Origin of the sequence: Brevundimonas sanguinis (assembly GCF_029636725.1) — a bacterium.
GTDB classification, from domain to species: domain Bacteria; phylum Pseudomonadota; class Alphaproteobacteria; order Caulobacterales; family Caulobacteraceae; genus Brevundimonas; species Brevundimonas sanguinis.
In genome coordinates this window covers 2,272,726-2,299,216 of the sequence record NZ_CP116770.1, presented here as the reverse complement: position 1 = coordinate 2,299,216, position 26,491 = coordinate 2,272,726, and the positions used below count along the sequence as shown (strand labels likewise).

Here is a 26,491-nt window from a genome sequence, read left to right as displayed (position 1 = left end):
TCTAGCTGAGAGAGGCAGGATTCAGCCAGTCTTTACGGTTCAGGCCGGTTGCAGGCGGCGCATGAGGAAGTCCAGCACCAGGGCATTGAAGCGTTCAGGCTGCTCAGCCCAGCCGAAATGGCCGACATCGGGCATACAGACGTATTCGCCGCCGATCTTGCCCGCCAGCTTCTCCATGACGGCAGGAGGTGCGGCGTTCAGGTCGTGTTCTCCTGCGATGCACAGCACGGGCCGGGTCGCCATCTTGGGCAGGATGTCGCGTCCATCGAACTGGGTGATGGCCTGGATGGCGGCGCGGAAAGTCTCCTCGCGCATCTGGGAGACGACATCGATCATCAGTTCGACGATGGGGCCGCCGGCGCCCGGAGCCATCATGTCGCGCAGCATTTTGGGCGCATATTCGGGAATGGTCTGGCCGGCGTCGAGCGGAGCGACGCGGTCACGCACGAAAGCTTGTTGCCATTCGCCTTCGCTGCGTCCGAAGGCGGCGCTGGTGGCCGAGAGGATCAGGCCGTCGATCCGGTCGGTGCGCAGGTCGAAGGCGCGTTGGGCGATCATCCCGCCCATGCTGTGGCCCAAAAGGACATTGCGATCTCCACCTTGGGCGTCGATGAGGCGGGCGCAGGCCTCCGCCGCCGTCTGTACGCTGAAGTCGGCAGGCAGGGGGCTGACGCCGTAGCCGGGCGCATCCCAGGCCACGACGCGATAACCGGCGTCGGACAGGGCTTTGATCTGGTTGCGCCAATATTCCTTAGCGCCAAAGGCGCCGTGCAGCATGAAGACGGTGACGTCGCCGTCTCCGGTGACGCTGTGGTCAGGCAGGCGGGTGTTCATCTCGATGGTGTCCTTCATCTGTTCAGAGCGGCGCGTTCGACGATCAGGGCGCCGCCGATGCCGACGGCGCCCGAAATTGCGATCAGGCCGGTGTTGAGGTCGCGTCGTTCCAGTTCGTCGACGATCGTGCTCAGCAGGTTGACGCCGGTGGCGCCCATAGCGTGCCCCATGGCGATGCCGCCGCCGTTGACGTTCATTCGGTCAGCGGGGATCGAGAGGTCGCGTGCAAACTTCATGACCGTGGCGGCGAAGCCCTCATTGATTTCCCACAGGTCGATATCGGCCGAGGTCATGCCCGCTCGGGCCAGAGCGGTCTTGGCGGCTGCGATACCGCCGGTCAGGCCCATGACGGCGGGGCCTCGGTCAGCGCCATGCGAGATGATGCGCGCCCGCACGCCGCGGCCCAGACGGCGCGCTCCGTCTTCGCTGGCCAGGATCGCAAGAGAGGCGCCGTCGACCATGGCTGGAGCGGCGCCCGCGCTGTGCACGGGAGTGACGGGGCCGATACCGGGCACGTCCTGGCGCATCCGCTCGATAAAACGGCCGGACCGTTCGGGGTCGTTGAGGGGGGCTAGCCTGGCCATGTCTTCGGCCGAGGCGCCTGGACGGATGCACTCATCGGCGTCCAGCGCCACAGCGCCGTCGGCGCCGACGATGGGAATGAGGGAATGGGCGAACCGGCCCTCGCGGGTGGCCGCCGCGGCCTTGTGATGCGAGGCGATCGCATAGGCTTCGATGTCTTCGCGCGAGAAGCCCTCAAGAGCGGCGATGACGTCGGCGATGATCGGGTTGGGGATGAAGGGAATGCGCGCAGAAACCTCGCGATCGGCGGTCAGGGGCCCATTGTCTGACGCCATGGGCACGCGCGACATGCATTCGACGCCGCCCGCCACATAGGTGTCGCCAAAGCCGGCCTGGATCTTGGCCGTGATGATCCCGCAGGCGGTCAAACCCGAACTGCACAGGCTGTTGATCGTGGTCGCCGATCCCGCCTGCTCCCATCCGGCGTAGAGCGCCGCCGTCTGGGCGATGTTGCCGCCCTGGTCTCCGGTCTGGGTGACGCAGCCCAGGACGATCTCCTGAACCACGTCGGGCGAAAGACCGGTGCGCGCAATCAAGGCGTCGAACAACTGTTTGAGGATGTCGACAGGCCGAAGGGCGTTCAGACCGCCGCCTTCGCGGCCCTTGCCGCGCGGCGCCCGCACCGCATCGATCAGATAGGTGTTCACGATCCCATCTCCGTTGCTTCCAGCCGGGCGCGTCGTGCGCGGCCTTGGCGGATGTCTTCGCCGCGTGCCCAGTAGGCGTGCGATCCGCCGGGGACACGCTGCGGCAGCAGCACGCGCGCGACCGGCCCCTTGTCGATGGCGCGGGCGTCCCAGATGTAGACCTCGGCGCTGTCGGCGTCGGCGACGTAGGCGACCAGATAGCCGTCGTCCTCCTCGACCCCGCCGGTGCGGGCCGCGAACACGGGCTGGCCCATGTATTTGCCGTCCGGCAACTCATAGCGGGCGACCTCGGCCATTAGTTCGTAGTCGAACTTCTGGATGCCTTGGGCCAGGAAAAAGGGGATGTCGGCGACGCGGGTGTTGTAGGAGTAGCGGGTCTTCAGACCCATGAAGCGGTTGTTGATGCCCGGCATTTCGAAGCATTCATCATCCACCTGCCGTTCGGTGCAGGCGCCGGTCTTCAGGTTGAAGCGGAACTCGGTCAGCCGGGGTTGGGTGTAGACGAACGACAGGAAATAGTTCGGCGTCTTGACCCGGGGGGTGCCAGCCGGAACGGTCGGAACCGGCTCATGCTGCAGATAGCCATAAGCGACGATCTCGTCGCCATCCTCCCAGGCATTAACCGTATGCAGCATGTAGCCGGGCGAGCCCTCGAACCAGCGGATCTGATCGCCGGAACCGTGCCGGGGAATGACGCCGTAGCGGCTGGGCAGGTCGCGGTTGAACGTCAGCTTCTTCTTGCGCTGCTTCAGCAGTTCGGGATCCCAATAGACCGGGTAGTCGTGCAGCACCGTGTAGTTTTCGGTCAGCCAGCAGTCGTGCGGCAGGCGCGGGCCTGGCAGCTCGATCTCGGTGGAATGGAGCAGGACGCCGTCGGCGCCGACCACGCCGTATTCCATGAAGGGGGCGGTGTTGAAGCTGTAGTTGAAGAAGATCAGCTCGCCCGTGCGTTCATCGACCTTGGAGTGGGCTGACACGCCCTTGGTCCATTCGCCGCCGAAGGTGTCAGGACCGATGGTGGCCAGGGTTTCAGGGTCCAGACGATAGGGCTGGCCGCACCGCGAGAACATGGTCTTGAACTCGCCGTTGTGCAGGACGACGTCGGTGCCCGAATTGTTCTTCAGACCCTCCTCAGCCTCAAAACCATCGCGCAGGCCGGGGAAGAGGCCGCGACCCGCCTCCAGTTCGCTGAGCAGGCCGGCGGTTAGCACCATGCGGTTGCGATAGACCGCCTTGCCATCCTTGAAGGCGGTGCTGTGCACCATCGAGTCACCGTCGAACCAGTGATACCGACCGCTCTGGGGTTGCAGGATGGGGTTGTGGCCGTTGCGGATGTAGGTGCCGTCCAGATCGAGCGGAATTTCACCTATGACTGCCATGTCGGTAGCCGTGATCTCGTGCTCCACCGGACGGAAGATCCCCGCCAGATAGTCGTTTCCCTCTTCTTCCGCTGTGATGCGGTAGGTATTCTCAATGACGGACGTGGTCACGATTTCTGCTCGTCTGGCTGATTTGCGGTTCATCCGCTTCAATAACAATAGTTCAACGTGACGGGGCGGGTGTCAAGCGGCGGTCACCAGCAGGATCAACCAGTCGCAGACGACTGCGGGACGTTCCTGGTTTTCGATCTCCACCACGCAGTTGCGTCGAACCAGGAGTCCGGCTTGACGGCGCTCTACGGAAGCCAGGGTCTCGATCAGGCGGATGCGTGCGCCGCATGGCACGGGGGAGGTGAAGCGTAGTTGATCGAAACCGTAGTTGAAACCGTGCGATATCCCCTGGTATCGGGCGATTTCTCGAGTCATGGCCGACATTAGGGATAAGACCAGAAAGGCGTGGGCGATTGTGCCGCCGCGTTCTCGATCGGCGCGGGCCGTATCGACATGAATCCATTGATCGTCACCGTTAATTGCGGCGAAGTCATCGATCAAAGCCTGCGGAATTTCATGCCAAGCCGACCGCCCCAATTCAGTTCCGGCCAGGGCGGGCAGCTGATCTGGGAAAAGCAATCTGGGGGGCGTGTTGGGCAACCGCTTCATTAGAGATAATTTCCAGCTTCTAGATAATCCGAACGCCGCCCAGAGGTGCGAAGTTCGCTTAAATCTATTATTTTTCAGATAGTTAATTTGTAATTTTGGTTGTCGTAAGCTTCAACTTTCTAGCCTGCTTTACAAGGAAAACAAAATGAGCCTAGTCTGACTTCGATAAAAGAAGTTGGCGGACTGCGTGGCGTCCATGCGCGGGATCGACCGATCGGAATTGACGGCGACATGATCGCCGCGAGGGAGAGAAAATGCGTAGACGAGACACTCTGGCTTCGGCCTCTGTCCTGGTGCTTGCCTTGTCTTCCGTCGGGCTAAGTCCTGCGATGGCCCAGGAAGTGGCCTCAGAGCCGGTCGGTCCTGCGGTGACCAACGTTTCCGATATCATCGTCACGGCGCAGCGCCGGTCACAACGGCTGCAGGACGTGCCCCTGTCTGTATCGGCGCTTGGCGCGGAGCAACTGGAGGCGAGCCGCATCCAATCCGTTGAAGATTTTCAGGGCCGGGTGCCGACGCTGGTCTACAGCGAGCACAACGCTTCTGATCCGCAGATCCGAATTCGCGGGATTGGGTCGGATTTCGACGGTGCTTCGTTGGAGCGTTCGGTGGCCATTTTCGTCGATGACGTCTATCTGGGCCGCGCTTCAGGCGGCACAGCCGACCTGTTCGATCTGGATCGTGTCGAGGTCCTGCGCGGACCGCAGGGCACCCTCTATGGCAAGAACACCGTCGGCGGCGCCCTGAACTTCATTAGCGCCCGTCCGACACAGTCGCCGCTGGCCCGCCTGTCGGCGACAATCGGCAATTACAACACCCTGGAAGCCCGCGCCGTGGTGTCCGGGCCGCTGACAGACGCGGTGGCCGGACGCTTCTCTGTCGCGACGCGCAATCACGACGGTTACAACGTCAATCTGAACACGGGAAACGATGTGGATGATCTGTCCAGCGTGGCCTTGCGGGGGGCTCTGGACATCGATGTGTCTGATACGGTCAACCTGGTGCTGAGCGCCGACAGCTATCGTCGTCGCGGAGCCGGAGCGAACCGGCACGCCATCAACATCGGCAACCTGGCCTTTGCGGCTGCGGCCGGGCCGGACGCGCGTCACAACTATCTCGTCGATGACGGCCGTCAGGACACTGACACCTCCGGCATGTCCGCCCGCCTGGAGTGGGACAGCCCTGTCGGCGCCGTGACCTCCATCACCGCCTACCGCACCAATGACGCGGATATCGCTCTGGATCTCGGCGGCAACCGCTTCTCGCGTGTTCCGGGCGCGATCACGGCCCCGTTCGGCAACTCCAACGCCATCAAGGAATCGGCGGATCAGTATTCTCAGGAGTTCCGCTTGGGAAACACCATCGGCGCCTTCAGCTATGTCGCCGGCTTGTTCTTCTTCCATGAAGAGGTTGATCGCCGTGAAGAGACGGTCATTTTCGCCGCCGCCAGCCCGATTGACCAAGTCAACATCCAGGATGCTGAGTCCAGTGCTACCAGCTACGCTGTCTTCGCGGACGGCACCTATCGGTTCAACGATCAGTGGGAGTTTGGCGTCGGTCTGCGCTGGAGCAAGGACGACAAGTCCTACAAGGCTCTGATCAGCGGCAACCGCTTCCCAGGGCTGCCCTGGGCAGTGGATGAGGACAAGAGCTGGGACGCCGTCACCCCGCGTGTAACGCTGAGCTATCATGCGACGCCGGACCGTATGATCTACGGCACGGTCTCGCGTGGTTTTAAGAGCGGCGGCTGGGACGGGCAGCCGACCAGTCTGGCGGCTTCGAGCGTGGCCACAGACCCTGAATACGTCACCAACTATGAGATCGGCGCCAAGACCGCCTGGCTGGATCGCCGCCTGATCCTCAATGCTTCGGCGTTCTATATGGACTACACTGATCTGCAGATATTCACCCTGACGGCTTTGCCGGGTCAGTTGGTGCCGGTCGGCGCTTTGGTGAATGCCGGCAGCGCGGTCAATGCGGGCATCGAACTGGAGGCCAATCTCGCGCTCACCGATCAGACGAATGTGTCGCTGGCCTACGGTTTCCTGGACACGGAGATCACTGACGATGTCATGGTCGGAACGTTGAATGTGAACGGAAACCGCTTCTCGCGTTCGCCGGAACACACACTCAGCCTGAACGTCGACCATACTCAGTCCTTGTCGGCCGATTTCGATCTGGGGCTGCATGGTTCTTATCGCTACACCAGCGACTATTTCTACAATACGGAGAACACGGCGCCGGGACTGGTCAAGGCCACCAACATCTTCGACGCCAGCGCCGAACTGATCGCTTTGAACGCTGATTGGAAAGTCTCTCTGTGGGGCAAGAACCTTACGGATGAGGAGTATCCGACGCACATCATCGTTTCAGCCAACACCGGTTTTGCGCGGTTTGCTCCGCCGCGAACCTTCGGCGCGACCCTGACCTGGACCTATTGACGCGCATGCGGTCCGCTGGCCCTGAGCGATGGAGTTTGTAGAGTGATTGCACACGACGCTGACCTGGTCGCCGAATACCGGGTTAAGGGATGGTGGGGCGATGTGACCCTGGATGATCGGGTCCGCATCGCCGCTGCTGCCCATCCGCAGCGGTTGGCGTTGGTGGATCCGCCCAATCGGTCTGAGTTCACAGGCGGCGAACCCCGGCGTCTCGACTGGGCGGGCTTGGACGCCGCCATCGATGCAGCGGCCGGGCGGATGGCCTTGCTGGGCGTGCGCCGTGACGACGTGGTGATCTACCAACTGCCCAACACCATGGACCCGGTGATCATCCTGCTGGCCTGCGCGCGTCTGGGGGCCATCTGCAGCCCGGTCCTGCCTCAGTTCGACGAGAATGAGCTGCGTCCCATCGTGGCCCTGCTGAAACCTCGGGTGTTCATCACCGTGTCGCGGTTCAAGCGCCGCGATCTGTCCGTAGCGGCGCGCGTGGTGTGCGAAGAGACGGGGTGTCCGGTCGTGGTTCTGGATCAACCCGAGGCGGCCGACTGGTTCGAAGCCGACGCCGCGGCTGCCGGAGCGCTGGCGACCGTTCATCGTGAAGACGGGCGGGCTGTGGCCGACGACGTCTTCACCGTCTGCTGGACCTCTGGCACCGAAGGGGAACCCAAGGGGGCGATGCGCACCCACAACAACTGGGCCTGGACCGGCCAGATCATGATCGATTCCGCCCAGTTGCGGCCCGACGACGTGATCCTGAACACCCGGCCCCTGGTCAATATGGCGGCGATCGGCGGCAGCGTCATGCCGTGGCTGATGGGCGGCGGCACCCTGGTCATGCATTCGCCGCTCGATATCGGTCTAGCGCTGGAGCAGATTCGTGATGAGCGGGTGCAGGCGACCTTCATGCCGCCGGCCTTCTTTCTCTCCCTGCTCAAGGATCCCGCTGTGGCGGCGGATGCCGACATCAGCAGCCTGAGGGTGATGGGCACGGGTTCGGCGGTCATCCCCAGCTGGGCTATCGAGCGGATGGAGGCTGACTACGGCGTCGAAATCGTCAACTTCTTCGGCGCCAATGAGGGTACCAGCCTATTGAGTTCGGCGCGCGAGATGCCAGACGCTTCGCACCGAGGCAGCTATTTTCCGCGTCTGGGCAGTCACCAGTTCACCTGGGCCAGCATCCCGCAATCGACGCAGATTCAGGCGCGGCTGATTGATCTGGAAACCGGCGAGGCGGTTGACGTGCCGGGGCGGTCCGGTGAACTGCGGATGCGCAGCCCGTCGATCTTCGCCGGCTATTTCGGACGCCCAGACCAGACCAAAGCCGCCTTCGATGGGGAAGGCTATCTACGTACAGGCGACCTGTTCGAGATTGCGGGCGAGGACGAACTGAACCGTTATTACCGCTATGTGGGACGCTGCAAGGACATCATCGTGCGCGGCGGCCTTAAGATCGCGCCTGCGGAGCTGGACGAACTTCTCAGCCGTCATCCGCAACTCAAGGAGGTGGCGACCTTCGCCTGTCGTGACGCGCGGCTGGGCGAGAAGGTCGGCGTGGCCGTCACGCCGCGAGAGGGCGAGACGGTGACGCTGGAGGATTTGATCCAGTTTCTGAAAGACAAGAAGGTGGCGGTGTTCAAGCTGCCCCAGCGCCTGCTGGTGCTCGACGCCCTGCCGCGCAACGCCATGCATAAGGTGCTGCGCCGTGAATTGTCGCGCATGGCCGATGAAGGGGAAGTCGCATGAGCCATATCATCAGCAACCTGCGCCTGCCTGTGATCGCCGCGCCCATGTTCCTGGTGTCAGGCCCCGAACTAGTCATCGCCGCCTGCAAGGCGGGCGTGGTCGGGTCGTTCCCGGTCGCCAACTGCCGGACTTCTGAAGATCTCGATCGCTGGCTGACGCAGATCACCGAGGCGCTGACGCCGCAGGACGGGGCCTGGGCCGTCAATCTGGTGGTGCATCGGTTGAACCGGCGTCTGGCCGACGATCTGGCGCTGATCGTGCGCTACAAGCCGCCGCTGGTGATCACCGCCCTGGGCAGTCCCGCTGAAGTGATTGAGGCCGTTCACGCCTATGGCGGCAAGGTCTTCGCTGACGTCAGCACGGTGGAACACGCCCGCAAGGCGGCGGCGTCCGGCGTGGACGGCCTGGTGCTGATCGCTGCCGGGGCAGGGGGGCATACCGGCTCCATCACGGGCTTCGCCTTCGTGCCGGCCGTGCGCGAGTTCTGGTCCGGACCGCTGGTTCTGGGCGGCGGGCTGAGCACGGGCGCGGCCATCGACGCGGCGCTGACGCTGGGGGCGGACTACGCCTATGTCGGCACCCCTTTCATCGCCACCGAGGAAAGCCTGGCCAAGGACGCTTACAAGGCCATGCTGGTCGAGGCCGATATCCGCGATCTGATCGTCACCGACGCCTTCACCGGCATTCCCAACTGCATGTTGAGGCCCAGCATTGTGGCGGCGGGGATTGATCCTGACGCCATCCCGGCCAGCGAACGGTCACGCATCGACTTCGACGACCCGCATAAGGGCGCCAAGGCGTGGCGCGACATCTGGTCTGCGGGGCAGGGGGTCGGCGCGATCCGCACCGTTCGCCCGGCTCGACAGGTGGTGGACGACCTCATCGACAGTCTGAACGCCCATCGCATGCGCCGCGCGGCGGCATAGTCTGAATCAATCTGACGGACGTGGCCCAGGCCGTGATCCAGACCCGGAGACGAGAATGCAGATCACCGACAATGGACTGATCGCGCCGCCTTCCGGTCGTCACGGAGGCTATGTGCTGGTCCTGCTGATGCTGGGCTATGTGCTGTCGTTCTTCGACCGCCAGATCCTGGTCATGATGATCGAGCCGATCGGTCGTGACCTGCATCTGACCGACACCCATTTCGGCCTGCTGTACGGCTTCGCCTTCGCCTTCTTCTACACCGTCGTCGGACTGTTCTTCGGACGGCTGGTCGACAGCATGCACCGACCCAGACTGCTGGCCGGCGCCATCATCCTGTGGAGCCTGGCCACGGCGGCCTGCGGTCTGGCGACCAACTTCACCGAACTGTTCATCGCCCGCATGATGGTGGGCGTGGGCGAAGCCGCCCTGGCGCCCGTGGCCTATTCCCTGATCGCCGACCTGTTCCAGCCGCAGCGCCGGGCCAGAGCCTTCTCCATCTACGCCATGGGCATCTATCTGGGCACGGGCGTCGCCTTCATCCTGGGCGGCAAGCTGGTCGGCTGGCTGGACGCCCTGCCGCCGATGAGCTTGCCGTGGAACGGCGAACCGCTGGCCGGTTGGCACCTGGCCTTCCTGATCGCCGGCGTGCCTGGCCTGGTCCTGGCTCTGGCGCTGATGTTCGTGCGCGAAGCCCGACCGGCGCGAACCGCAGCGACGCCTGTGCGCGGCGCCACCTTCGGCTCCTTTGTCGAACACGCCCGACGCCATTGGAGGGCGCTGACCTGCCACCATTTCGGCTTCGCCATGCACACGGGATACGGCTACGCAATCGCCATCTGGACCCCGGCCTTCTTTCTGCGCCACCATCACTGGTCGATCGGACAGGTGGGGCTCGTCCTCGGCGTCATCCTGCTGACGGCGGGTCCCCTGGGCGCCATTGCGGGTGGTGTTCTGACCGACGCCTGGCTGAAGCGTGGGATCAAGGACGCCTATCTACGGGTTGGCTCCTTGATCTGCGTGGCGCAACTAGGCGCGGTCGCCTTGATGGTGCTGTCGCCGTCGCCGATCCTTGGCGTCATCGGCGCCGCCCTGGCTATTGTCACCATGGCGGCGACGGCGGGTCCGGCCGGGGCCGCGCTGCAGCAGCTCACGCCTGCGACTCTGCGCGGACAGGCGGGAGCCTTCTATACGCTTGTCGCCAATCTGTTGGGGCTCAGCCTAGTGCCGCTGCTGGTCGGGCTGTCGACCGACCGCCTGTTCGTTGATCCGAGCAAGGTCGGTCTGTCGTTGCTGGCGGTCGGCGCTTTCGTTCTCCTTCTCGGCGCTGGCTTGCTATGGCTTGGCAAGGACAAGTTCGCCCTGCGGACTGATGACGCTCAAGTTTAGGACGCAGTAGTCAGAAGAGCACGATTGCAGCGAAGGCTATGGTGAACACGAGACGGACGGACATCATACCAACGGATCGCCTAATGATCGTTTGACACAAGGGAGGCCCAGACTTTCCCGTCGGGGACATCCCACCCATTGTCCGTCGCGTCATCAGCCGAAAGCCGACGGCGAAACCGGATTGAAACTAGACGGAGCAGAGCCGGGCTTTTGGGCGGTGGCGAGCTATGCCAGGCTGAACTGGCTAGGAATCCCCATGTCTTTGCTAGGCGAGGTCACGAAAATTTCGTAACAGAACTGGCACAATGGTAGTGTTGGATGATTGAGTTATGGATCGATGTATGTCGCAAACATATATTGCGACGTTGTCAATACACCTCGAACGGTGGCGTGATCACACGATTTTTACATAGAATATTTTTATCAATGTTTTCAGGTATTTTAAATTTTGCCGGACTTCTCGTCGGCTTGAACGAGATGCGTGGTGAAGATATGATTACAAATCAATCGCTTAAATTTGCCTCGCGCAATCGAGTGGGAATGAGGGGGAAGAGGGCGTGCGAGAGCGGCCTCTGGCGAGGGGTTGGCGTTGAAGACAGGGGGACTTTAGCGGTCTGGTTGGGACAGGGCGAACCCGTAGCCCTACGGTGGTAGATGGCGGCAGAGAGGCTCGACCTTTCGTGGATCTCTGAGATCCGCTTCTGACTGATACTGTTGAAAAAATCCGCGAGCCCGTCGTGATCGACCTTTTCGGGCCAACCGGGTGACATCGTGAAGCCCTAAGCTATTGATTTTTCTAAAGCGAGATCTCGCGAGAAGCATCAATCTTGCGGGTGTTGGGGCGCTGCCGGACTTTTTCAACGGTATCGGCGCTGAGCGGACATCGGCGGTGCTGAAGGCGGGATCTCCAGGCCGCCTCAGGCCTTAAACTCCGCCCAGACTCGATCGTGCGCCTTTCTGATCAGTTCGGAGGAGGCCTGGCTGACGTCGACGGCGGCTGCCAGTCGCGGCCAGGTTTCGATCGCCGCGCGGGTCTCTTCGATCATCAACGCGATGCGGCGCCTATCAAATCCATGCCTTTCGCCCAGGGTTTCGACATGAGCCCGGGTCGGGTGACGGCCTTCGCCTTCGACGTCCATATAATGTTCGCCGCCGGGACCCGGGGCATAGGTCAGGTCGTAGGCGGGAGACAGTCGCCAGTCGCCGGCGGGGTCCATGAGGTACGCATGCTGTCGGGTATGGTCGTCCCGGTTCGAGGCCAGGATGTTGAACAACATCCGACGAAACGCCTCCGCGACATCGTCAGTCTGGCGTGTGATGGCGCGGGTCGCGCGTAAAAAGGTGTCGTAGCTGACGGAGGGCCGGTCCGGCGCCTCCAGGGCGCCCGCTAGGGAAACCATATGCCTCCGGCCGCCCCCATCGGGGCGATCGAACCGGCGCGTCGCGAAATAGGCGGGGCCGTTTCGCGCAGGCAGCAGGCGATGAGAACTCAGGGTCAGGCCCGCCGCCCTGGCCATATCCCCATAGGCGCCCTCGATCGGCCCGATGTCCGCCGGATCCTCGGGCGCGCGGAATTTGACGATCCAGGGAGCGAACCCCGGAGGGCTTTCCCGGGTCCCGACCGAGATCGCTCCTTGCGCGTCGAAGCCGACGTGGACTTTCGGACGCGCCCCGCCGGACCCGCCGGCAAGCCCGGCGAGAGTGTCGGCGAGACCGTCAGCCTCTCCGGCCAGAAGGGTTGTGGCGGCGTCGGACAGGGCGTCTAGGTCCAGAGTTTCCACCGGATCGTCCGGAGCGGTGGCGGGCGCGAAGACCAGGGCGCCGCGCCCCTGTTCCCCGACCAGCGCCAGCCGTTCGAGCGGCGTCAGGGACGCGATGTCTACCCCGAGCTTGGCCAGGCGGCGGCGCATGACAAGATAGCCCCAGCCATCCGGAAGGCTGTCGGACAGGAAGCCATGCAAGCCGCCGAACGCCCGACCGCGGGCGGCTTGAAGGCCTCGCTCCGGCGGATAGGTCTCCAGAGCCGCGAGACGCAGACCGCGCGCGATGATCTCCGACGACCATTCCAGCTGAGCGATGCCGGCGTCCATGGCGAGGCGGGCCGCGGGCAGGGTGGGGGCGGCGTCCTCAAGCATCAGGCCGACGGACAGCGGGGTTCCGCGGGGCAATCTCATCGAGACGCCCTCGGCGCGCGGCGGCGTTGGGGAGCGGCGTCGGCCTGGCGTTTGAGGAGGTCATCCAGACTGTTTGCCGCGGGCAGGGGAAAGAGGGTCGTCAGGGTCTGTTCGCAGCGGAGAACCACGGCCGCGTTGACCAGGGTCTCAAGCGTGGCGTGACCATTGCTTTCGAGCCGGCGCCAGGTCCGCAAGCCGACGCCGGCCCGGCTGGAGGCCTCCTCCTGGGTCAGTCCCTGAGCTATTCGGCGCAGCCGAACGGCGCGTCCGAGATCCGACAGGATTTCATTCGTGGTCAACAGCATGGGCCGAATATGGCCTATTATGTGACGAATATCCAGTTAAAGGGCCGGAATTGACCTCTTTTGAGACGAGAGCGGAACGGGCTTGGGCAGATTCAAAGCGCGGCTCTGGCCTTTGCGGCAGTGACGGCTACCCTCGAAGGTTGATGCGGGATTCCGAGAGGGCGAGCCAAGCGGGGTTGGCGGCGTACATCTCTTCGATGAGGTCCTTGATCTCATCGATCCGGCCGCTGGCGTCGTTGGCGCGGTAGCTCATGATGATGGGCGAGACGGCCTTGGGGTCCTGGATCGGGCGGAAGACCACGTCGCTGCTGCGCAAGCGGTGCGCGGAGGCCGGGACGACCGCGACGCCGAGGCCCGAGGCGACAAGGCCCATGGCGGTCTGGAGTTCGCGGACCTCGCGCGTGGCCGCGGGCGAGATGCGGGCGTCGGCCAGCAGCGACAGCACCTCGTCGGCGAAGCTGGGGCGCGGCTGGGACGGGTAGAGGATCAGGGTTTCGTCAGTCAGGACCGACCACTCGACCGGGTCGCTGGTGCTGGCGAGCGGATGCTCGGCCGGAAGGGCGAGGACCAGGGCCTCTTCGCGCAAGCGAACCCGTTGGATGGCGGGATCGGTGAGGCGGACGCGGCCGAAGCCGAGGTCGATGCGCCCTTCCTTGAGCGCCATGATCTGCTCGCTCGACATCATTTCGAGGATTTCAATCTGCAGGTGGGGCCAGCGCGCCCGCATCCGGCGTATGAGGTCGGGCGTGCCGCCATACAGGCTGGAGGCGACGCAGCCGATGACGAAGCGGGTCCGGCCGGTGGCGCCGATCTCCTGGGTCTGGTCCTTCAACTGCTCGAGCCGGCCGAGGATTTGCAGCGCCTGTTCATGGAAGAAGCGGCCGGCCTCTGTCAGCTGGAGCGGACGGGCGCTGCGATCCAGCAGCTTGACCCCCAGTTCCGCCTCCAGGTTCTGGATCTGGCGGCTGAGCGGCGGCTGGGCGATGTGCAGTTCTTCTGCGGCGCGGCTCACGTTGCGGGTACGGGCGACGGCGACGAAATAGCGAAGCTGTCTGAGTTCCATTTTACGTCCTCTGGCGAGCGCCGCGCCGAGCGACGAAGGGGTCCGCTGACCAATATAGCAGGCCTTGGCGGGCGATCTGTCAGACCGTCCGGCAAGGCCGACTGTGTGTCAAAGGTATAATAGAAGACCGCATCGGTTTTGGATTTCAATCCGCGAGGGGGTTAGCTCTCTTGGCATGATGTCGTCCCCGCACCCTTCCGATGGCCGCCTGAAGATCGAGCGGATCGAGACGTTCCTCGTTGATCTGCCGACGATCCGGCCGCATAAATTGTCCGTCGCGACCATGGAGGGGCAGACCCTGATGATCGTGCGGCTCTACGCCTCCGACGGGGTCGTGGGCGTGGGGGAGGCGGCCACCATCGCCGGGCTCGCCTACGGACCCGAGAGTCCAGAAGGTATGAAGCTGGCGATCGACACCTATGTCGCGCCGGTTCTCATGGGCTGCGATCCGCGCCGGGTGCAAGCCACGATGCGGGCGATCTCCGCCGTCGTGAAGGGCAATCATTTCGCCAAATGCGCGGTCGAGACGGCGCTGCTGGATGCGCAGGGCAAACGCTTCGGCCTGTCCGTTTCGGAGTTGTGCGGCGGGCGGGTGCGTGATGCCCTGCCGGTCGCCTGGACCCTGGCGTCGGGCGACACGAAGCGCGACATCGACGAAGCCGAGGCCATGCTGGCGCGCCGTCGCCACCGGGTTTTCAAGCTGAAGATCGGCCGCCAGAGCGTGGAGGCGGACGTCGCCCACGTGGCCGAGATCAAGAAGGCCCTGGGCGACCGGGCCAGCATCCGGGTCGACGTCAACATGGCCTGGAACGAGACCGACGCGGTGCGGGGGCTCTCGGGTCTGCGCGACGCGGGCTGCGACATGGTGGAGCAACCGGTGGCCCAGATCGCGGCGCTGGCGCGGCTGACCGCCCGGGGCATTCTGCCGATCATGGCCGATGAGGTGCTGCAGGGACCGGCGAGCGCCTTCGACCTGGCGCAGCGGCATGCCGCCGACATTTTCGCGGTCAAGCTTCTTCAGTCCGGAGGGCTGATGGCCGCGGGCCAGGTCGGCGCCATCGCCGACGCGGCCGGGATCGGCCTCTACGGCGGAACCATGCTGGAGGGCGCCGTCAGCACGGTCGCCTCGGCGCATGTGTTCGCCAGCTTCCCGCATCTCGACTGGGGCACCGAACTGTTCGGTCCGCTGCTGATCACCGAGGAAATCCTCGAGGAGCCGCTCCGCTACGCCGATTTCGAACTGGCGATCCCGACGGGGCCGGGCCTGGGCGTAGCCCTCGACGAAGATCGGTTGAACCATTTCCGGCGCGACGGCGCGCGACGGTTGTCCGTCGTCGCCGGCTCCGCAGCCGCCAAGGGAGCCTGAGACGATGCTGTTCATGGTCGAAATGAACGTCGACATCCCGCTGACCTTCGACACGGCCGAAGCGGCGGCGTTGAAGGCGGCGGAGAGGGCTCGCTTTCAGGAACTCCAGGCGTCTGGCGTCTGGCGTCATATCTGGCGCGTCGTCGGCCAGTATTCGAACGTCAGCATCTTTGACGTCGAGTCGAACGCCGCGCTCCACGATCTGCTGATCGCCCTGCCGCTCTATCCCTTCATGACGATGAAGGTGACGGCGCTCTGTCGCCATCCGTCGTCGCTCCACGACGACGACCGCTGACCTCACAGACAAGAACGACCGCTGAACAGCGGCGCCATATTCCCAAGGGAGACCTTCGAATGCACACCGATTTCGTCAAATCCGCTCCTGTTCAGGCCCTGCTCGACCGCGCAGCCGGCTTTGATCGCGAAGGCGGCGACGCCCGCCTGAAGGCCATCGTTCGCGATCTCACCCAGGCCATGGCCGAGGTCATCGTCCGCTACGACATCAGCGAAGACGAGTTCTGGGGCGGGGTGAACTACCTGTCCGGCGCCGCGCCCGAGTTCGGCCTGCTGGTCCCCGGCACGGGCCTTGAGCACTTCATGGACCTGTATCTGGACGCCAAGGACGCCGAGGTCGGCCGCGCCGGCGGAACGCCGCGCACCATCGAAGGTCCGCTGTATGTCGCCGGGGCGCCGCTGGTGGAGAGCGACGTCAACCTGTCCAAGGACGCCGACGACACCTCGACGCTGCGCATGTACGGCACCGTCAAGGGCCCCGACGGCGAGCCGGTGCAGGACGCGATCCTCCACGTCTGGCATGCGAACTCGAAGGGTTGGTACTCCCACTTCGATCCGACCACGGAGCAGACGCCGTTCAACAACCGGGCGCGGATCAAGCTCGGCGCCGACGGCGCCTACGCCTTCCACTCCAAGATGCCGGAAGGCTACGCCGTGCCCCCGCAGGGCGCGACGGAACGGCTGATGGAGGCCGTCGGGCGTCACGGCAAGCGTCCGGCCCACGTCCACTTCTTCATCGAGGCGCCGGGCTATCGGCAGCTGACCACCCAGATCAATTTCGGCGACGACCCCTTCGCCAACGACGACTTCGCCTTCGCGACCCGGGAAGGGCTTCTGCCCATGCCGAACCGCCAGGGCGACACCGTGACCGTCGCGTTTGACTTCGAACTGCAGAAGGCGGTCGGCGAGAGCGACCAGGTCCTGTCCGAGCGGGCGCGCGCCGTCGCCTGAAAGCGGCCGACCAGAGGAGGAAACCAACAATGACGCAGACCCTGCGCGAACGCCTGGAAACCGCCGTCGTCGAAAACCCGGAACAGGGCGTGTTCCGGTGCCGCCGCGACGTCTTCACCGACCCCGCCCTGTTCGACCTGGAGATGACGCACATCTTCGAGGGCAACTGGGTCTTTCTGGCCCACGAGAGCCAGATCCCGGCGCCGAACGACTATTTCACCACCTGGATCGGCCGCCAGCCGGTCGTGGTCACGCGCGACAAGGGCGGCGAACTGCACGCGGTGATCAACGCCTGCGCCCACCGCGGCGCCACCCTGTGCCGGCGCAAGCACGGCAACAAGGGCAGCTTCACGTGCCCTTTCCATGGCTGGACCTTCAGCAATACGGGCAAGCTTCTGAAGGTGAAGGACGGCAAGACCGGCGACTATCCGGAGAGCTTCAACACCGACGGCTCCCACGACCTGACGCGCGTCGCCCGGTTCGAGAACTATCGCGGCTTCCTGTTCGGCAGCGTCAATCCTGATGTGAAGCCGCTGGCGGAGCACCTAGGCTCGACCCGCGTGATCATCGACCAGATCGTCGACCAGGCCGCCGACGGACTGGAGGTGCTGCGCGGCAGCTCCACCTACGTCTATGACGGCAACTGGAAGCTGCAGATGGAGAACGGCGCCGACGGCTATCACGTCAGCGCCGTGCACTGGAACTACTCGGCGACCATGAGCCATCGCAACTATGAGGCCGAAGGCACCCGCACCGTGGACGCCAACGGCTGGTCCAAGAGCGTCGGCGGGGTTTACGGCTTCGACAACGGCCACATCCTTTTATGGACCGACACGCTCAACCCGGAAGTGCGCCCGGTTTACGCTCACCGCGAGGAACTGGAGCAGCGCCTGGGCAAGGCGAAGGCCGATCTGATCGTGGGCCAGACGCGCAATCTCGGCCTCTATCCGAACGTCTATCTGATGGACCAGTTCTCGACCCAGATCCGCGTCGTTCGACCGATCAGCGTCGATCGGACCGAGGTCAGCATCTACTGCTTCGCGCCCAAGGGCGAAGCGGCGGCGGAACGCGCCCTGCGCATCCGCCAGTACGAGGACTTCTTCAACGTCAGCGGCATGGGAACGCCCGATGACCTCGAGGAATTCCGCGCCTGCCAGACCGCCTATGCCGGCGCGGGCGGGCTGTGGAACGACCTCAGCCGCGGCGCCGTCCACTGGGTCGAAGGCGCCGACGACAACGCCAAGGCCATGGGGCTGGAGCCGCTGATCAGCGGCAACCGCAGCGAGGACGAGGGCCTGTTCGTGCGTCAGCACGAATACTGGGCTCAGACCCTGATCGCCGCTCTGGATCGCGAGGCCGCGTCCAAGCCGGTGCTGGAGGACGCCGCATGACCGCGATCCTGAACCGCAGCCTGACGCGCGCCGAGGTCGAGACCTTCCTTTATCGCGAGGCGCGCCTGCTCGACGACCGTCAGTGGGACGAGTGGCTCGCCCTCTATTCGCCCCAGGTTGAATACTGGATGCCGGCCTGGGACGACGACGATCAACTGGTCGAGGACCCTCAGCAGCATATCTCGCTGATCTACTACCCCAGCCGCGACGGGCTGGAGGACCGGGTCTTCCGCATCAAGACCGAACGGTCCGGCGCCAGCATGCCCGAGCCGCGCACCAGCCATAACATCGCCAATGTGGAGATCACGGCCGAGCGGGACGGCGAGCTCGATGTCCGCTTCAACTGGTTCACGCTCAGCCACCGCTACAAGGACACCCTGACCTTCTTCGGAACGTCCTACTACGGCCTGGATGTCCGGGGGGCGTCACCGCTGATCACGCGCAAGAAGATCGTTCTGAAGAACGACTACATCCGCCAGATCATCGATATCTACCACGTCTGATTGAGCGGAGGATTCAACATGACTTACCGCATCGCGCTCAATTTCGAGGACGGCGAAACCCGTTTCATCGCGTGCAATCCCGGCGAGAAAGTCCTCGACGCCGCCTATCGGCACAAGATCAACCTGCCGATGGACTGTTCCGACGGCGTCTGCGGCACCTGCAAATGCCGCTGCGAACAGGGCGACTATGATCTGGGCGACGACTATATCGACGACGCCCTGACCCAGGCCGAGGCGGACGAGCGCATCGTCCTGACCTGCCAGATGACGCCGTCCAGCGACTGCATCATCGCCGTGCCGCTCCCGTCGACGGCCTGCAAGGTCAAGCCGGCGGCCTATGAGGGCGTCATCACGGCGGTGGAGACAGCGTCGGACAGCACCATCGTTCTGCGTCTCGCGCTCGACAATCCGACGGCGCTGAACTTCCTGCCGGGCCAGTATGTGAACCTCGGCGTGCCGGGCGCCGGCCAGCACCGCTCCTACTCCTTCAGCTCCAAGCCGGGGGCCAGCGAGGCCAGCTTCCTGATCCGCAACCTTCCCGGCGGCCTGATGAGCGGCTGGTTGACCGGCAAGGCGGCGGTCGGCGACCGCATGACCTTCTTCGGTCCCAGCGGCAGCTTCTTCCTGAGGCCCGTGGATCGACCGGTCGTCATGCTGGCGGGCGGCACGGGTCTGGCGCCCCTGCTGTCGATGCTGGAAGTGCTGGCGGATCAGGGCAGCGATCAGCCGATCCACCTGATCTATGGCGTGACCCACGACGGTGACATGGTCGAGACCGACCGACTGGAGGCGCTGCAATCGCGCCTGCCGTCCCTGACCTGGGCGGCTTGCGTCGCCAACGACGCCAGCCAGCATCCGCTCAAGGGCTATGTCACCCATCACCTGGCCGACGAGCATCTGAACGCCGGCGACTGCGACATCTATCTGTGCGGCCCGCCGCCGATGGTCGAGGCGGTGCGCCTCTTCCTGCGGGACAAGGGTGTTACGCCCGCCCACTTCCACTATGAGAAGTTCGCGCCGAGCGAGACCGAGAAGGTCGCCGCATGAGCGTCCAGGGTCGCTTCGCCGGCAAGGCCGTGGTCGTGACCGGGGCCGCCCAGGGCATCGGCCGGGGCGTGGCGCTGCGCATCGCCGCGGAGGGCGGACGCGTCTTCCTGGTCGATCGCGCAGATTTCGTCAGCGACGTCGCCGTCGAGGCCGGACCCGAGGCCCGTCATTTCTGCTGCGACCTGGAGACCTATGAAGGCGCGGCTGCGGCGATGGCGGCGGCGGTCCAGGCGTTCGGCCGGATCGACATCCTGATCAACAACGTCGGCGGCGCCATCCGCATGCGCCCTTTCGCGGCCTTCGAGCCGGACCAGATCGACCAGGAAATCCGCCGCTCGCTCTTCCCGACGCTCTACGGCTGCCACTCCGTCTTGCAAACCATGCTCGATCAGGGCGGGGGCGTGATCGTCAACGTGTCCTCCAACGCCACGCGGGGCATCCGCAGGGTGCCTTATTCGGCCGCCAAGGGCGGGATCAACGCCCTGACCCAGAGCCTGGCGATGGAATACGCCGAGCAGGGCGTCCGCGTCGTCGCCACGGCGCCGGGCGGAACCTCGGCCCCGCCGCGTCGCGCGCCTCGCAACGCCGAGGGCGACACCGCCCAGGAACAGGCCTGGATGGCCGAGGCCGTTGATCAGGTCACGGCCTCGGCCTTCATGAAACGCTACGCCACGCTGGACGAACAGATCGCCCCGATCCTGTTCCTGGCCTCCGACGAGGCCAGCTACATCACGGGCGTCGTCCTGCCCGTCGCCGGCGGCGATCTGGGATGAGCGCGCCGATGCGAACAGCCCATTCGACGGGCGCCGCTTCGGCCGTTGGTCAGGCCGCCGCCCGCTTCCCGATCGTGCAGAAAGGTTAGAACCGTCATGGCATCGAAGATCTTCGCCAGTCCCCACGAGGCCCTTGACGGGCTGCTGTTCGACGGCATGACCATCATGTCCGGCGGCTTTGGCCTGTCCGGCAATCCCGAAAGCCTGATCCCCGTGATCCGCGCCAACGGGGTGAAAGACCTGACCGTCATCTCCAACAACGCCGGCGCCGACGGCTTCGGCCTGTGGATGCTGCTGGAAAGCCGCCAGATCAGGAAGATGATCTCGTCCTACGTCGGCGAGAACAAGCTGTTCGAGAACCAGTATCTGTCGGGCGAGCTGGAGCTGGAGCTCAACCCCCAGGGCACGCTGGCGGAGCGCATCCGTGCCGGCGGGGCAGGGATTCCAGCCTTCTACACCCGCACCGGCGTCGGCACGGTCGTGGCTGAAGGCAAGCCGACGGAGGTGTTCGAGGGCGAGGAATACGTCCGCGAGACCTGGCTGAAGGCCGACCTGTCCATCATCAAGGCGTGGCGCGCCGACCCGGCGGGCAACCTGATGTTCCGCAGGACCGCCCGCAACTTCAATCCGAACATGGCCACCGCCGGCAAGGTCACGGTCGTCGAGGTCGAGGAGATCGTCCCCGAAGGGACGCTGGACCCGGACGCCATCCACACGCCGGGCATCTACGTCGACCGCATCGTGCTGGCGACGATCAACGAGAAGCGGATCGAGAAGCTGACGACCCGCCCCAGGGAGGATGCCGCATGAGCTGGACCCGCGACGAAATGGCGGCCCGCGCCGGTCAGGAACTGCGCGACGGCTATTATGTGAACCTGGGCATCGGCATTCCGACCCTGGTCGCCAACCATGTACCCGAAGGGCTCCAGGTCACGCTTCAAAGCGAGAACGGCCTGCTGGGCATCGGCCCCTTTCCGTTCGAGGGCGAGGCCGATCCCGACCTGATCAACGCCGGCAAGCAGACGGTGACGGTCCTGCCGACCTCCAGCTTCTTCTCTTCGGCCGACAGCTTCGCCATGATCCGCGGCGGCCACATCGACATGGCCGTCCTCGGCGCCATGGAGGTGGCCGCCAATGGCGATCTCGCCAATTGGACCATCCCCGGCAAGATGGTGAAGGGCATGGGCGGCGCCATGGACCTCGTCGCCGGGGTCAAGCGGATCGTCGTCGTCATGGACCATGTCGCCAAGGACGGCTCGCCCAAGATTCTGGAACGCTGCGCCCTGCCTCTGACCGGACGGGCCGTGGTCGATCTGATCATCACCGACCTCGCGGTCATCGCCGTTGATCGCAAGCAGGGCGGACTGACCCTGCTGGAAACCGCGCCGGGCGTCAGCGTCGAGGATGTGGTTGCCAAGACCGGCGCGTCCCTGGCGCTCCAGGGAGCGAACGCATGACCGAGGCTTTTCTCTGCGACGCCCTGCGCACCCCCATCGGCCGCTATGCCGGCGCGCTCGCCGGGGTGCGGGCCGATGATCTGGCGGCGGCGCCCATCCAGGCCCTGATCGCGCGAACGGGGATCGACCCTTCGGCCATCGACGACGTCATCCTGGGCTGCGCCAACCAGGCGGGCGAGGACAATCGCAACGTCGCCCGCATGGCGGCTCTGCTGGCGGGCCTGCCGGACAGCGTCGGCGGCTCGACGGTCAATCGGCTGTGCGCCTCGGGTCTGGACGCCGTGGGCCTCGCCGCCCGAAGCATTTGCGCCGGCGACACCGACCTGATGATCGCGGGCGGCGTCGAGAACATGACCCGCGCGCCTTTCGTCATGCCCAAGTCCGACACCGCCTATGGGCGGACGCCCGCCCTCTATGACACGACCATCGGCTGGCGCTTCGTCAACGCCCGGATGAAGGCGCTGTACGGCGTCGATTCCATGCCGGAGACGGGCGAGAACGTCGCCGACGACTTCGGCGTCTCTCGCGAGGACCAGGACGCCTTCGCGCTTCGCAGCCAGCACAAGGCCGGCGCCGCGCAGGCGGCGGGCTTCTTCGCCAAAGAGATCACGCCCGTCGTTCAGACCGACCGCAAGGGCCGCGAGACGGTCGTGGATCAAGACGAGCACCTGCGGCCCGACACCACGCTGGAGCAACTCGCCAAGCTGAAGCCGATCGTCCGCCCGGATGGAACCGTGACCGCCGGCAACGCCTCGGGCGTCAACGATGGCGCCGCCGCGATGATCCTCGCCAACGCGGCCGCCGTCCGCCGCCACGGCCTGACCCCGCGCGCCCGGATTCTCGGCATGGCCAGCGCAGGCGTGCCGCCGCGCGTCATGGGCATAGGGCCGGTCCCCGCCACGCGGAAATTGACCGAACGTCTCGGCATCGGGCTCGACCAGTTCGACGCCATCGAGCTCAACGAGGCCTTCGCCTCCCAGGCCCTGGCCGTCCTGCGCGGACTGGACATCGCCGTCGACGATCCGAGGGTCAATCCGAACGGCGGCGCCATCGCTCTGGGGCATCCGCTCGGCATGTCCGGCAGTCGCATCCTGATGACCCTGGTGCATCAGCTCGAGGTTTCGGGCGGCAAGCTCGGCCTCGCCACCCTCTGCATCGGGGTCGGCCAGGGGTTGGCCGTCGCCGTCGAAAGGATCTGACCATCATGTCCTCCATCGCCACGGGCGACGGCTGCCGCATCGCTTATCGTTTCGACGGGCCAGACGACGGGCCAATCCTGATGCTCTCCAACTCTCTGGGCACGAGCCTGGATATGTGGGCCCCGCAGATGGTGGCGTGGACACGCGATTTCCGCGTGCTGCGCTATGACCAGCGCGGACACGGCGCCTCGGACGCGCCGGTCGGCGCCTATTCCATGGATCGACTGGGTCGCGATGTCGTGGAACTGCTCGACGCCTTGGGGCTGGCCAAGGTGCATTTCTGCGGCCTGTCGCTCGGCGGCATGGTCGGTCAGTGGCTGGGCGTTCACGCGCCCGATCGCCTGGACCGGCTCGTCCTGGCCAACACCTCCTCGTGGATGGGGCCGCCCTCGGGTTGGGACGCCCGCATCGTGCTGGTCCGAGAGCAGGGCATGGCGCCGCTGGCCCAGGCCTCGGTCGAGCGCTGGTTCACGCCTGAGTTCGTCGCCGCCGCGCCCGACGCCATCGCCCCGATCGTCGCTACGCTCAAGGCCAAGAATCCGACAGGCTATACGGGCTGCTGCGCCGCCATCCGCGACATGGACATGCGCCCTGTCGCCGGCTTGATCCGCCGCCCCGCCCTGGTCATCGGCGGGCTCCGCGATCCCTCGACACCCCCGTCGCACAGCGAGGCCCTGGCCGCCGCCATCCCGGGCGCCACGATCAAGATGCTTGAGGCCGCTCACCTCGCCAATATTGAGCAGGCTGCGCCCTTTGCAGAGGCTGTCGCCGCTCACCTGCTAGGGCGCCAAGCGGCTGATTCTTTGTGAGCTCCGGATCGTATGGGGCGGAAGACCGAGACGCCCGCTGATTGATGACGTGATAAAACTGCGGCTAGGACCACGTCGGCCCAGTTGCTGCATTTTGCATCGATTTTCCAACATTAAGCGCGGAAATCCGTAAGCTGAGACACGAGCTAACCGACATAATCTCCCAACAAGAATTATAAATAATCGGGGGGATTAGACTATGGCCAAGGCTGCGCACGCGACGAAATTATCCTTATTGTCCACCGCCGCCCTGATCTGCGCGGCTTTCCCCCTTGCGGAGGCGACGGCGCAGCAGCAGCCGACTGAAACGGCTGTGAGCGTGGATGAAGTCGTCGTTACCGCGCGGCGGCGTGACGAAGCGTTGCAAGACGTGCCCTTGGCGGTGACGGTGATGTCGTCGGTCGAACTTGAGCGGCGCCGGATCGATACGATCGCCCAGATGGGCGAGTCCGTGCCCAATATGACGTTCCAGACGGGGGCGCCGACCGGCACGGGGGCCTCAACGCCATCCATCTTCATCCGGGGCATCGGTTCGTCCGAGACGTCGCTGGGGACCGAGCCGGGCGTCGGTCTGTATGTCGATGACGTCTATATCGCGCGCAGCGTCGGCAGCGTGCTTGACCTGGTCTCGCCAGAATCCGTGCAGGTGCTACGTGGTCCGCAGGGCACGCTGTTTGGACGCAACAGCGTCGGCGGCGCCATGCTCATTCGCAGCAGCCGGCCCGGCCACGAACTGGGCGGGTTCGTGGAGGCGACGGCCGGAAATTTCGATCGGCGCGACGCGCGGTTCTCTTTTGATGCGCCGCTGACGGACACGCTGCGCCTGAACCTTGCGGGCCTGACCTCGAACCGTGACGGCTATGTCGAGAGCGCGGACAGCGCGGCCATGGGCAGCATAGATCGCTATGCCGGGCGATTGGCGGTGGAGTGGGACGCTGCGCCGAACGTCCGGGTTTCGTTCGCGGCGGACGCCATGCGCGCCGATGAAACGGCCATGCCGGCGGTGTTGCTGGGTCTGGTGGATTTCATCCCCGGCACGCAGTTCGCTCCCGGCGGCCCGTTTCCGAGCGAGATCTTCGCGATCTCCAACAACTCACTGGCCTGCGGCGGGGCCAGCACGACGGGCAATAGCGGCAATCCGGCCTGTATCGATCAGCAGCACATCCAGGGGCCCTTCAAGACAGCGGGCGGATATCAGGCCGAAACCGACATATTCGATTCCCAGGGCAGCCGCCCTTACGGCAATACGGCCATCACCGAAGTCGGCGGAGCCAGTTTTCGCGTTGAGTGGGACCTGTCGGACAGGCTGACCTTCAAGTCGATCACAGCCTATCGTGAGCTGGAAGCCTATTGGGCCAGCAATTCCGATCACACGCCCAATCCCGGCATCGAAACCAAGAACGACCAGACGCAAAACCAGTTCACCCAGGAGTTTCAACTTCTCGGGGAGGGAGACCAGATCAACTGGGTCCTAGGCGCCTTCTACATGAAGGAAGAAGGCGAATCGTTGAACGTCGTCGCCTTTCCGAGCGTGATTTTCCGCTCAGGCGGCAGCTTCGCCACGGAAAGCACCGCCGTATTCGCACAGGGGACTTATGAGATCACTCCGTCTCTGGAGCTGACACTCGGCGCTCGGTATACTCAAGAAACCAAGAGCTATGACACTCTGAGACATCAGGAAGTGGTCGGCGTTCTGCTGGACCCGGCCACCCGGTTCTGGCTTGACCTGAGGGCGACGCCGGTCCCGTTCATAACCGGCGCTACGCCGGATATTGCAACGGATGAATTCACCCCGCTCGTGAGCCTAGCTTATCATTGGTCGCCCGATGTGATGACTTATCTGTCGTTCTCGCGCGGCTACAAGAGCGGCGGCTACGAACAGCGCTTGGCGCCGGGCACGCCCGAGGTGCCGCGCTTCAATCCCGAATATGTGGACGCCTATGAGTTCGGCGTGAAGGCGACCTTGCTGGACCGCTCCATGCAGGTGGGCGCGGCGGTGTTCCACTCCACCTATAGCGATATGCAGATTTCAGTTGTCGATGGCGTCTCGCCAACGATCACGAACGCCGGGGACGCCACCTTGCAGGGCGCTGAGGTGGAGTTGAACTGGCGGCCGGCCCAGGGGCTCAACATAAACGCCTTCGCCGGCTACCTCGACGCCAGCTACGACAGCCTGTCGCCCCGCGCGCTGGTCTCAGGGATCACCCTGGCCAGTCGGCTGCCGAACACGTCCGAATGGCAGTATGGAGGCTCGATCTCCTACGAAATGCCGCTGGGCTCCAGCTTTACGATCACGCCCCATGTCGACTGGAGCTATCGCTCGTCGATGGATCTCGACAGCGCCAATGAAGCCCTACTTCACCAGCCCGGCTATTCCCTGGTCAATGCGGCGGTGACGCTGGCCCCGGTCGGGCAACGGTGGGCGTTGAGTGTGTCGGGCCGCAATCTTACCGATGAAACCTATCTGGTCTCAGGCATAGCCCAGTACAATATCGGGGAGATCGAAGGTCAGTACGCTCGTCCCAGAGAGTGGGCGGCGACCCTCAAATATCGCTTCTAG

General features: G+C 64.6%; 23 protein-coding genes. 16 read left to right on the top strand and 7 right to left on the bottom strand.

Going from position 1 to position 26,491, the window contains the following annotated elements:
- Window positions 1–39: 39 nt before the first annotated feature.
- The 4 genes from PIB44_RS11430 to PIB44_RS11415 form a co-directional block, all read right to left on the bottom strand.
- Window positions 40–852 carry an alpha/beta fold hydrolase gene (locus tag PIB44_RS11430; protein ID WP_138141655.1) on the bottom strand — a complete coding sequence of 271 codons (813 nt, stop codon included), beginning with the start codon at window positions 850–852 and terminating at the stop codon, window positions 40–42.
- Window positions 849–2,063 (bottom strand): acetyl-CoA C-acyltransferase, encoded by a 1,215-nt coding sequence (locus tag PIB44_RS11425; protein WP_167493330.1) that lies wholly within the window; start codon window positions 2,061–2,063, stop codon window positions 849–851. The genes PIB44_RS11430 and PIB44_RS11425 overlap by 4 nt, the downstream gene beginning before the upstream one ends.
- A complete protein-coding gene (locus PIB44_RS11420) occupies window positions 2,060–3,553 on the bottom strand; it encodes a carotenoid oxygenase family protein (protein ID WP_167493329.1) in 1,494 nt (497 codons plus the stop codon). The genes PIB44_RS11425 and PIB44_RS11420 overlap by 4 nt, the downstream gene beginning before the upstream one ends.
- A gap of 72 nt (window positions 3,554–3,625) precedes the next feature.
- Window positions 3,626–4,102, bottom strand: coding sequence for a MaoC family dehydratase (locus PIB44_RS11415; protein WP_278069467.1), 477 nt, complete (start codon window positions 4,100–4,102; stop codon window positions 3,626–3,628).
- A gap of 329 nt (window positions 4,103–4,431) precedes the next feature.
- Between PIB44_RS11415 and PIB44_RS11410 the strand changes: the two genes are divergently transcribed.
- From PIB44_RS11410 to PIB44_RS11395, 4 genes are read left to right on the top strand one after another with little or no spacing between them, the layout of a single operon-like run.
- Complete coding sequence (locus tag PIB44_RS11410; protein ID WP_167493328.1) at window positions 4,432–6,543, top strand: TonB-dependent receptor; 2,112 nt, start codon at window positions 4,432–4,434, stop codon at window positions 6,541–6,543.
- Between the two features lie 42 nt (window positions 6,544–6,585).
- The gene (locus PIB44_RS11405) at window positions 6,586–8,286 is read left to right on the top strand and encodes a class I adenylate-forming enzyme family protein (RefSeq protein WP_138141650.1); all 1,701 of its coding nucleotides are present in this window, start codon (window positions 6,586–6,588) and stop codon (window positions 8,284–8,286) included.
- The gene (locus PIB44_RS11400) at window positions 8,283–9,212 is read left to right on the top strand and encodes an NAD(P)H-dependent flavin oxidoreductase (protein ID WP_278069466.1); all 930 of its coding nucleotides are present in this window, start codon (window positions 8,283–8,285) and stop codon (window positions 9,210–9,212) included. The genes PIB44_RS11405 and PIB44_RS11400 overlap by 4 nt, the downstream gene beginning before the upstream one ends.
- 55 nt (window positions 9,213–9,267) lie before the next feature.
- Window positions 9,268–10,599 carry a spinster family MFS transporter gene (locus PIB44_RS11395; protein ID WP_278069465.1) on the top strand — a complete coding sequence of 444 codons (1,332 nt, stop codon included), beginning with the start codon at window positions 9,268–9,270 and terminating at the stop codon, window positions 10,597–10,599.
- 917 nt (window positions 10,600–11,516) lie between these two features.
- Here PIB44_RS11395 and PIB44_RS11390 read toward each other — a convergent pair.
- From PIB44_RS11390 to PIB44_RS11380, 3 genes are all read right to left on the bottom strand, one after another.
- On the bottom strand, window positions 11,517–12,773 hold the full coding sequence (locus PIB44_RS11390; protein ID WP_278069464.1) for a type II toxin-antitoxin system HipA family toxin: 1,257 nt from the start codon (window positions 12,771–12,773) through the stop codon (window positions 11,517–11,519).
- Window positions 12,770–13,078 (bottom strand): helix-turn-helix domain-containing protein, encoded by a 309-nt coding sequence (locus PIB44_RS11385; protein ID WP_278069463.1) that lies wholly within the window; start codon window positions 13,076–13,078, stop codon window positions 12,770–12,772. The genes PIB44_RS11390 and PIB44_RS11385 overlap by 4 nt, the downstream gene beginning before the upstream one ends.
- 127 nt (window positions 13,079–13,205) lie before the next feature.
- Window positions 13,206–14,141, bottom strand: coding sequence for a LysR family transcriptional regulator (locus PIB44_RS11380; RefSeq protein WP_278069462.1), 936 nt, complete (start codon window positions 14,139–14,141; stop codon window positions 13,206–13,208).
- 175 nt (window positions 14,142–14,316) lie between these two features.
- Here PIB44_RS11380 and PIB44_RS11375 point away from each other — a divergent pair, with 175 nt between their 5' ends.
- The 12 genes from PIB44_RS11375 to PIB44_RS11320 all read left to right on the top strand — a co-directional run bounded on the left by PIB44_RS11375 (window position 14,317) and on the right by PIB44_RS11320 (window position 26,491).
- On the top strand, window positions 14,317–15,507 hold the full coding sequence (locus tag PIB44_RS11375; RefSeq protein ID WP_278069461.1) for a muconate/chloromuconate family cycloisomerase: 1,191 nt from the start codon (window positions 14,317–14,319) through the stop codon (window positions 15,505–15,507).
- 4 nt (window positions 15,508–15,511) lie between these two features.
- Window positions 15,512–15,802: a muconolactone Delta-isomerase gene (gene catC, locus PIB44_RS11370; protein WP_278069460.1), complete on the top strand. Its 291-nt coding sequence runs from the start codon at window positions 15,512–15,514 to the stop codon at window positions 15,800–15,802.
- 59 nt (window positions 15,803–15,861) lie between these two features.
- A complete protein-coding gene (locus PIB44_RS11365) occupies window positions 15,862–16,752 on the top strand; it encodes a dioxygenase family protein (RefSeq protein ID WP_278069459.1) in 891 nt (296 codons plus the stop codon).
- 29 nt (window positions 16,753–16,781) lie between these two features.
- Window positions 16,782–18,143, top strand: coding sequence for a Rieske 2Fe-2S domain-containing protein (locus PIB44_RS11360; RefSeq protein ID WP_278069458.1), 1,362 nt, complete (start codon window positions 16,782–16,784; stop codon window positions 18,141–18,143).
- Window positions 18,140–18,646, top strand: coding sequence for a benzoate 1,2-dioxygenase small subunit (gene benB / locus PIB44_RS11355; RefSeq protein WP_278069457.1), 507 nt, complete (start codon window positions 18,140–18,142; stop codon window positions 18,644–18,646). The genes PIB44_RS11360 and benB overlap by 4 nt, the downstream gene beginning before the upstream one ends.
- Window positions 18,647–18,664: 18 nt before the next feature.
- Window positions 18,665–19,693 (top strand): benzoate 1,2-dioxygenase electron transfer component BenC, encoded by a 1,029-nt coding sequence (benC, locus tag PIB44_RS11350; RefSeq protein WP_278069456.1) that lies wholly within the window; start codon window positions 18,665–18,667, stop codon window positions 19,691–19,693.
- Window positions 19,690–20,466 (top strand): benzoate diol dehydrogenase BenD, encoded by a 777-nt coding sequence (gene benD, locus PIB44_RS11345; protein ID WP_278069455.1) that lies wholly within the window; start codon window positions 19,690–19,692, stop codon window positions 20,464–20,466. The genes benC and benD overlap by 4 nt, the downstream gene beginning before the upstream one ends.
- Before the next feature lie 96 nt (window positions 20,467–20,562).
- The gene (locus PIB44_RS11340) at window positions 20,563–21,276 is read left to right on the top strand and encodes a CoA transferase subunit A (RefSeq protein ID WP_278069454.1); all 714 of its coding nucleotides are present in this window, start codon (window positions 20,563–20,565) and stop codon (window positions 21,274–21,276) included.
- Window positions 21,273–21,923: a 3-oxoacid CoA-transferase subunit B gene (locus PIB44_RS11335; RefSeq protein ID WP_278069453.1), complete on the top strand. Its 651-nt coding sequence runs from the start codon at window positions 21,273–21,275 to the stop codon at window positions 21,921–21,923. The genes PIB44_RS11340 and PIB44_RS11335 overlap by 4 nt, the downstream gene beginning before the upstream one ends.
- Window positions 21,920–23,122 carry a 3-oxoadipyl-CoA thiolase gene (gene pcaF, locus PIB44_RS11330; protein WP_278069452.1) on the top strand — a complete coding sequence of 401 codons (1,203 nt, stop codon included), beginning with the start codon at window positions 21,920–21,922 and terminating at the stop codon, window positions 23,120–23,122. Before PIB44_RS11335 ends, pcaF begins: the two co-directional genes overlap by 4 nt.
- A 5-nt stretch (window positions 23,123–23,127) precedes the next feature.
- Window positions 23,128–23,931 carry a 3-oxoadipate enol-lactonase gene (gene pcaD, locus PIB44_RS11325; RefSeq protein ID WP_278069451.1) on the top strand — a complete coding sequence of 268 codons (804 nt, stop codon included), beginning with the start codon at window positions 23,128–23,130 and terminating at the stop codon, window positions 23,929–23,931.
- Between the two features lie 199 nt (window positions 23,932–24,130).
- Window positions 24,131–26,491 carry a TonB-dependent receptor gene (locus PIB44_RS11320; RefSeq protein WP_278069450.1) on the top strand — a complete coding sequence of 787 codons (2,361 nt, stop codon included), beginning with the start codon at window positions 24,131–24,133 and terminating at the stop codon, window positions 26,489–26,491.

Bases quoted from the DNA above. Each gene is read 5' to 3' on its own strand.
- PIB44_RS11395 (WP_278069465.1), top strand. From the start codon at position 9,268: ATGCAGATCACCGACAATGGACTGATCGCGCCGCCTTCCGGTCGTCAC.
- PIB44_RS11360 (WP_278069458.1), top strand. From the start codon at position 16,782: ATGACGCAGACCCTGCGCGAACGCCTGGAAACCGCCGTCGTCGAAAAC.
- benB (WP_278069457.1), top strand. From the start codon at position 18,140: ATGACCGCGATCCTGAACCGCAGCCTGACGCGCGCCGAGGTCGAGACC.
- pcaD (WP_278069451.1), top strand. From the start codon at position 23,128: ATGTCCTCCATCGCCACGGGCGACGGCTGCCGCATCGCTTATCGTTTC.
- PIB44_RS11400 (WP_278069466.1), top strand. From the start codon at position 8,283: ATGAGCCATATCATCAGCAACCTGCGCCTGCCTGTGATCGCCGCGCCC.
- catC (WP_278069460.1), top strand. From the start codon at position 15,512: ATGCTGTTCATGGTCGAAATGAACGTCGACATCCCGCTGACCTTCGAC.
- PIB44_RS11385 (WP_278069463.1), bottom strand. From the start codon at position 13,078: ATGCTGTTGACCACGAATGAAATCCTGTCGGATCTCGGACGCGCCGTT.
- PIB44_RS11390 (WP_278069464.1), bottom strand. From the start codon at position 12,773: ATGAGATTGCCCCGCGGAACCCCGCTGTCCGTCGGCCTGATGCTTGAG.
- benD (WP_278069455.1), top strand. From the start codon at position 19,690: ATGAGCGTCCAGGGTCGCTTCGCCGGCAAGGCCGTGGTCGTGACCGGG.
- benC (WP_278069456.1), top strand. From the start codon at position 18,665: ATGACTTACCGCATCGCGCTCAATTTCGAGGACGGCGAAACCCGTTTC.
- PIB44_RS11365 (WP_278069459.1), top strand. From the start codon at position 15,862: ATGCACACCGATTTCGTCAAATCCGCTCCTGTTCAGGCCCTGCTCGAC.
- PIB44_RS11320 (WP_278069450.1), top strand. From the start codon at position 24,131: ATGGCCAAGGCTGCGCACGCGACGAAATTATCCTTATTGTCCACCGCC.
- pcaF (WP_278069452.1), top strand. From the start codon at position 21,920: ATGACCGAGGCTTTTCTCTGCGACGCCCTGCGCACCCCCATCGGCCGC.
- PIB44_RS11340 (WP_278069454.1), top strand. From the start codon at position 20,563: ATGGCATCGAAGATCTTCGCCAGTCCCCACGAGGCCCTTGACGGGCTG.
- PIB44_RS11410 (WP_167493328.1), top strand. From the start codon at position 4,432: ATGGCCCAGGAAGTGGCCTCAGAGCCGGTCGGTCCTGCGGTGACCAAC.
- PIB44_RS11430 (WP_138141655.1), bottom strand. From the start codon at position 852: ATGAAGGACACCATCGAGATGAACACCCGCCTGCCTGACCACAGCGTC.
- PIB44_RS11335 (WP_278069453.1), top strand. From the start codon at position 21,273: ATGAGCTGGACCCGCGACGAAATGGCGGCCCGCGCCGGTCAGGAACTG.
- PIB44_RS11380 (WP_278069462.1), bottom strand. From the start codon at position 14,141: ATGGAACTCAGACAGCTTCGCTATTTCGTCGCCGTCGCCCGTACCCGC.
- PIB44_RS11415 (WP_278069467.1), bottom strand. From the start codon at position 4,102: ATGAAGCGGTTGCCCAACACGCCCCCCAGATTGCTTTTCCCAGATCAG.
- PIB44_RS11375 (WP_278069461.1), top strand. From the start codon at position 14,317: ATGATGTCGTCCCCGCACCCTTCCGATGGCCGCCTGAAGATCGAGCGG.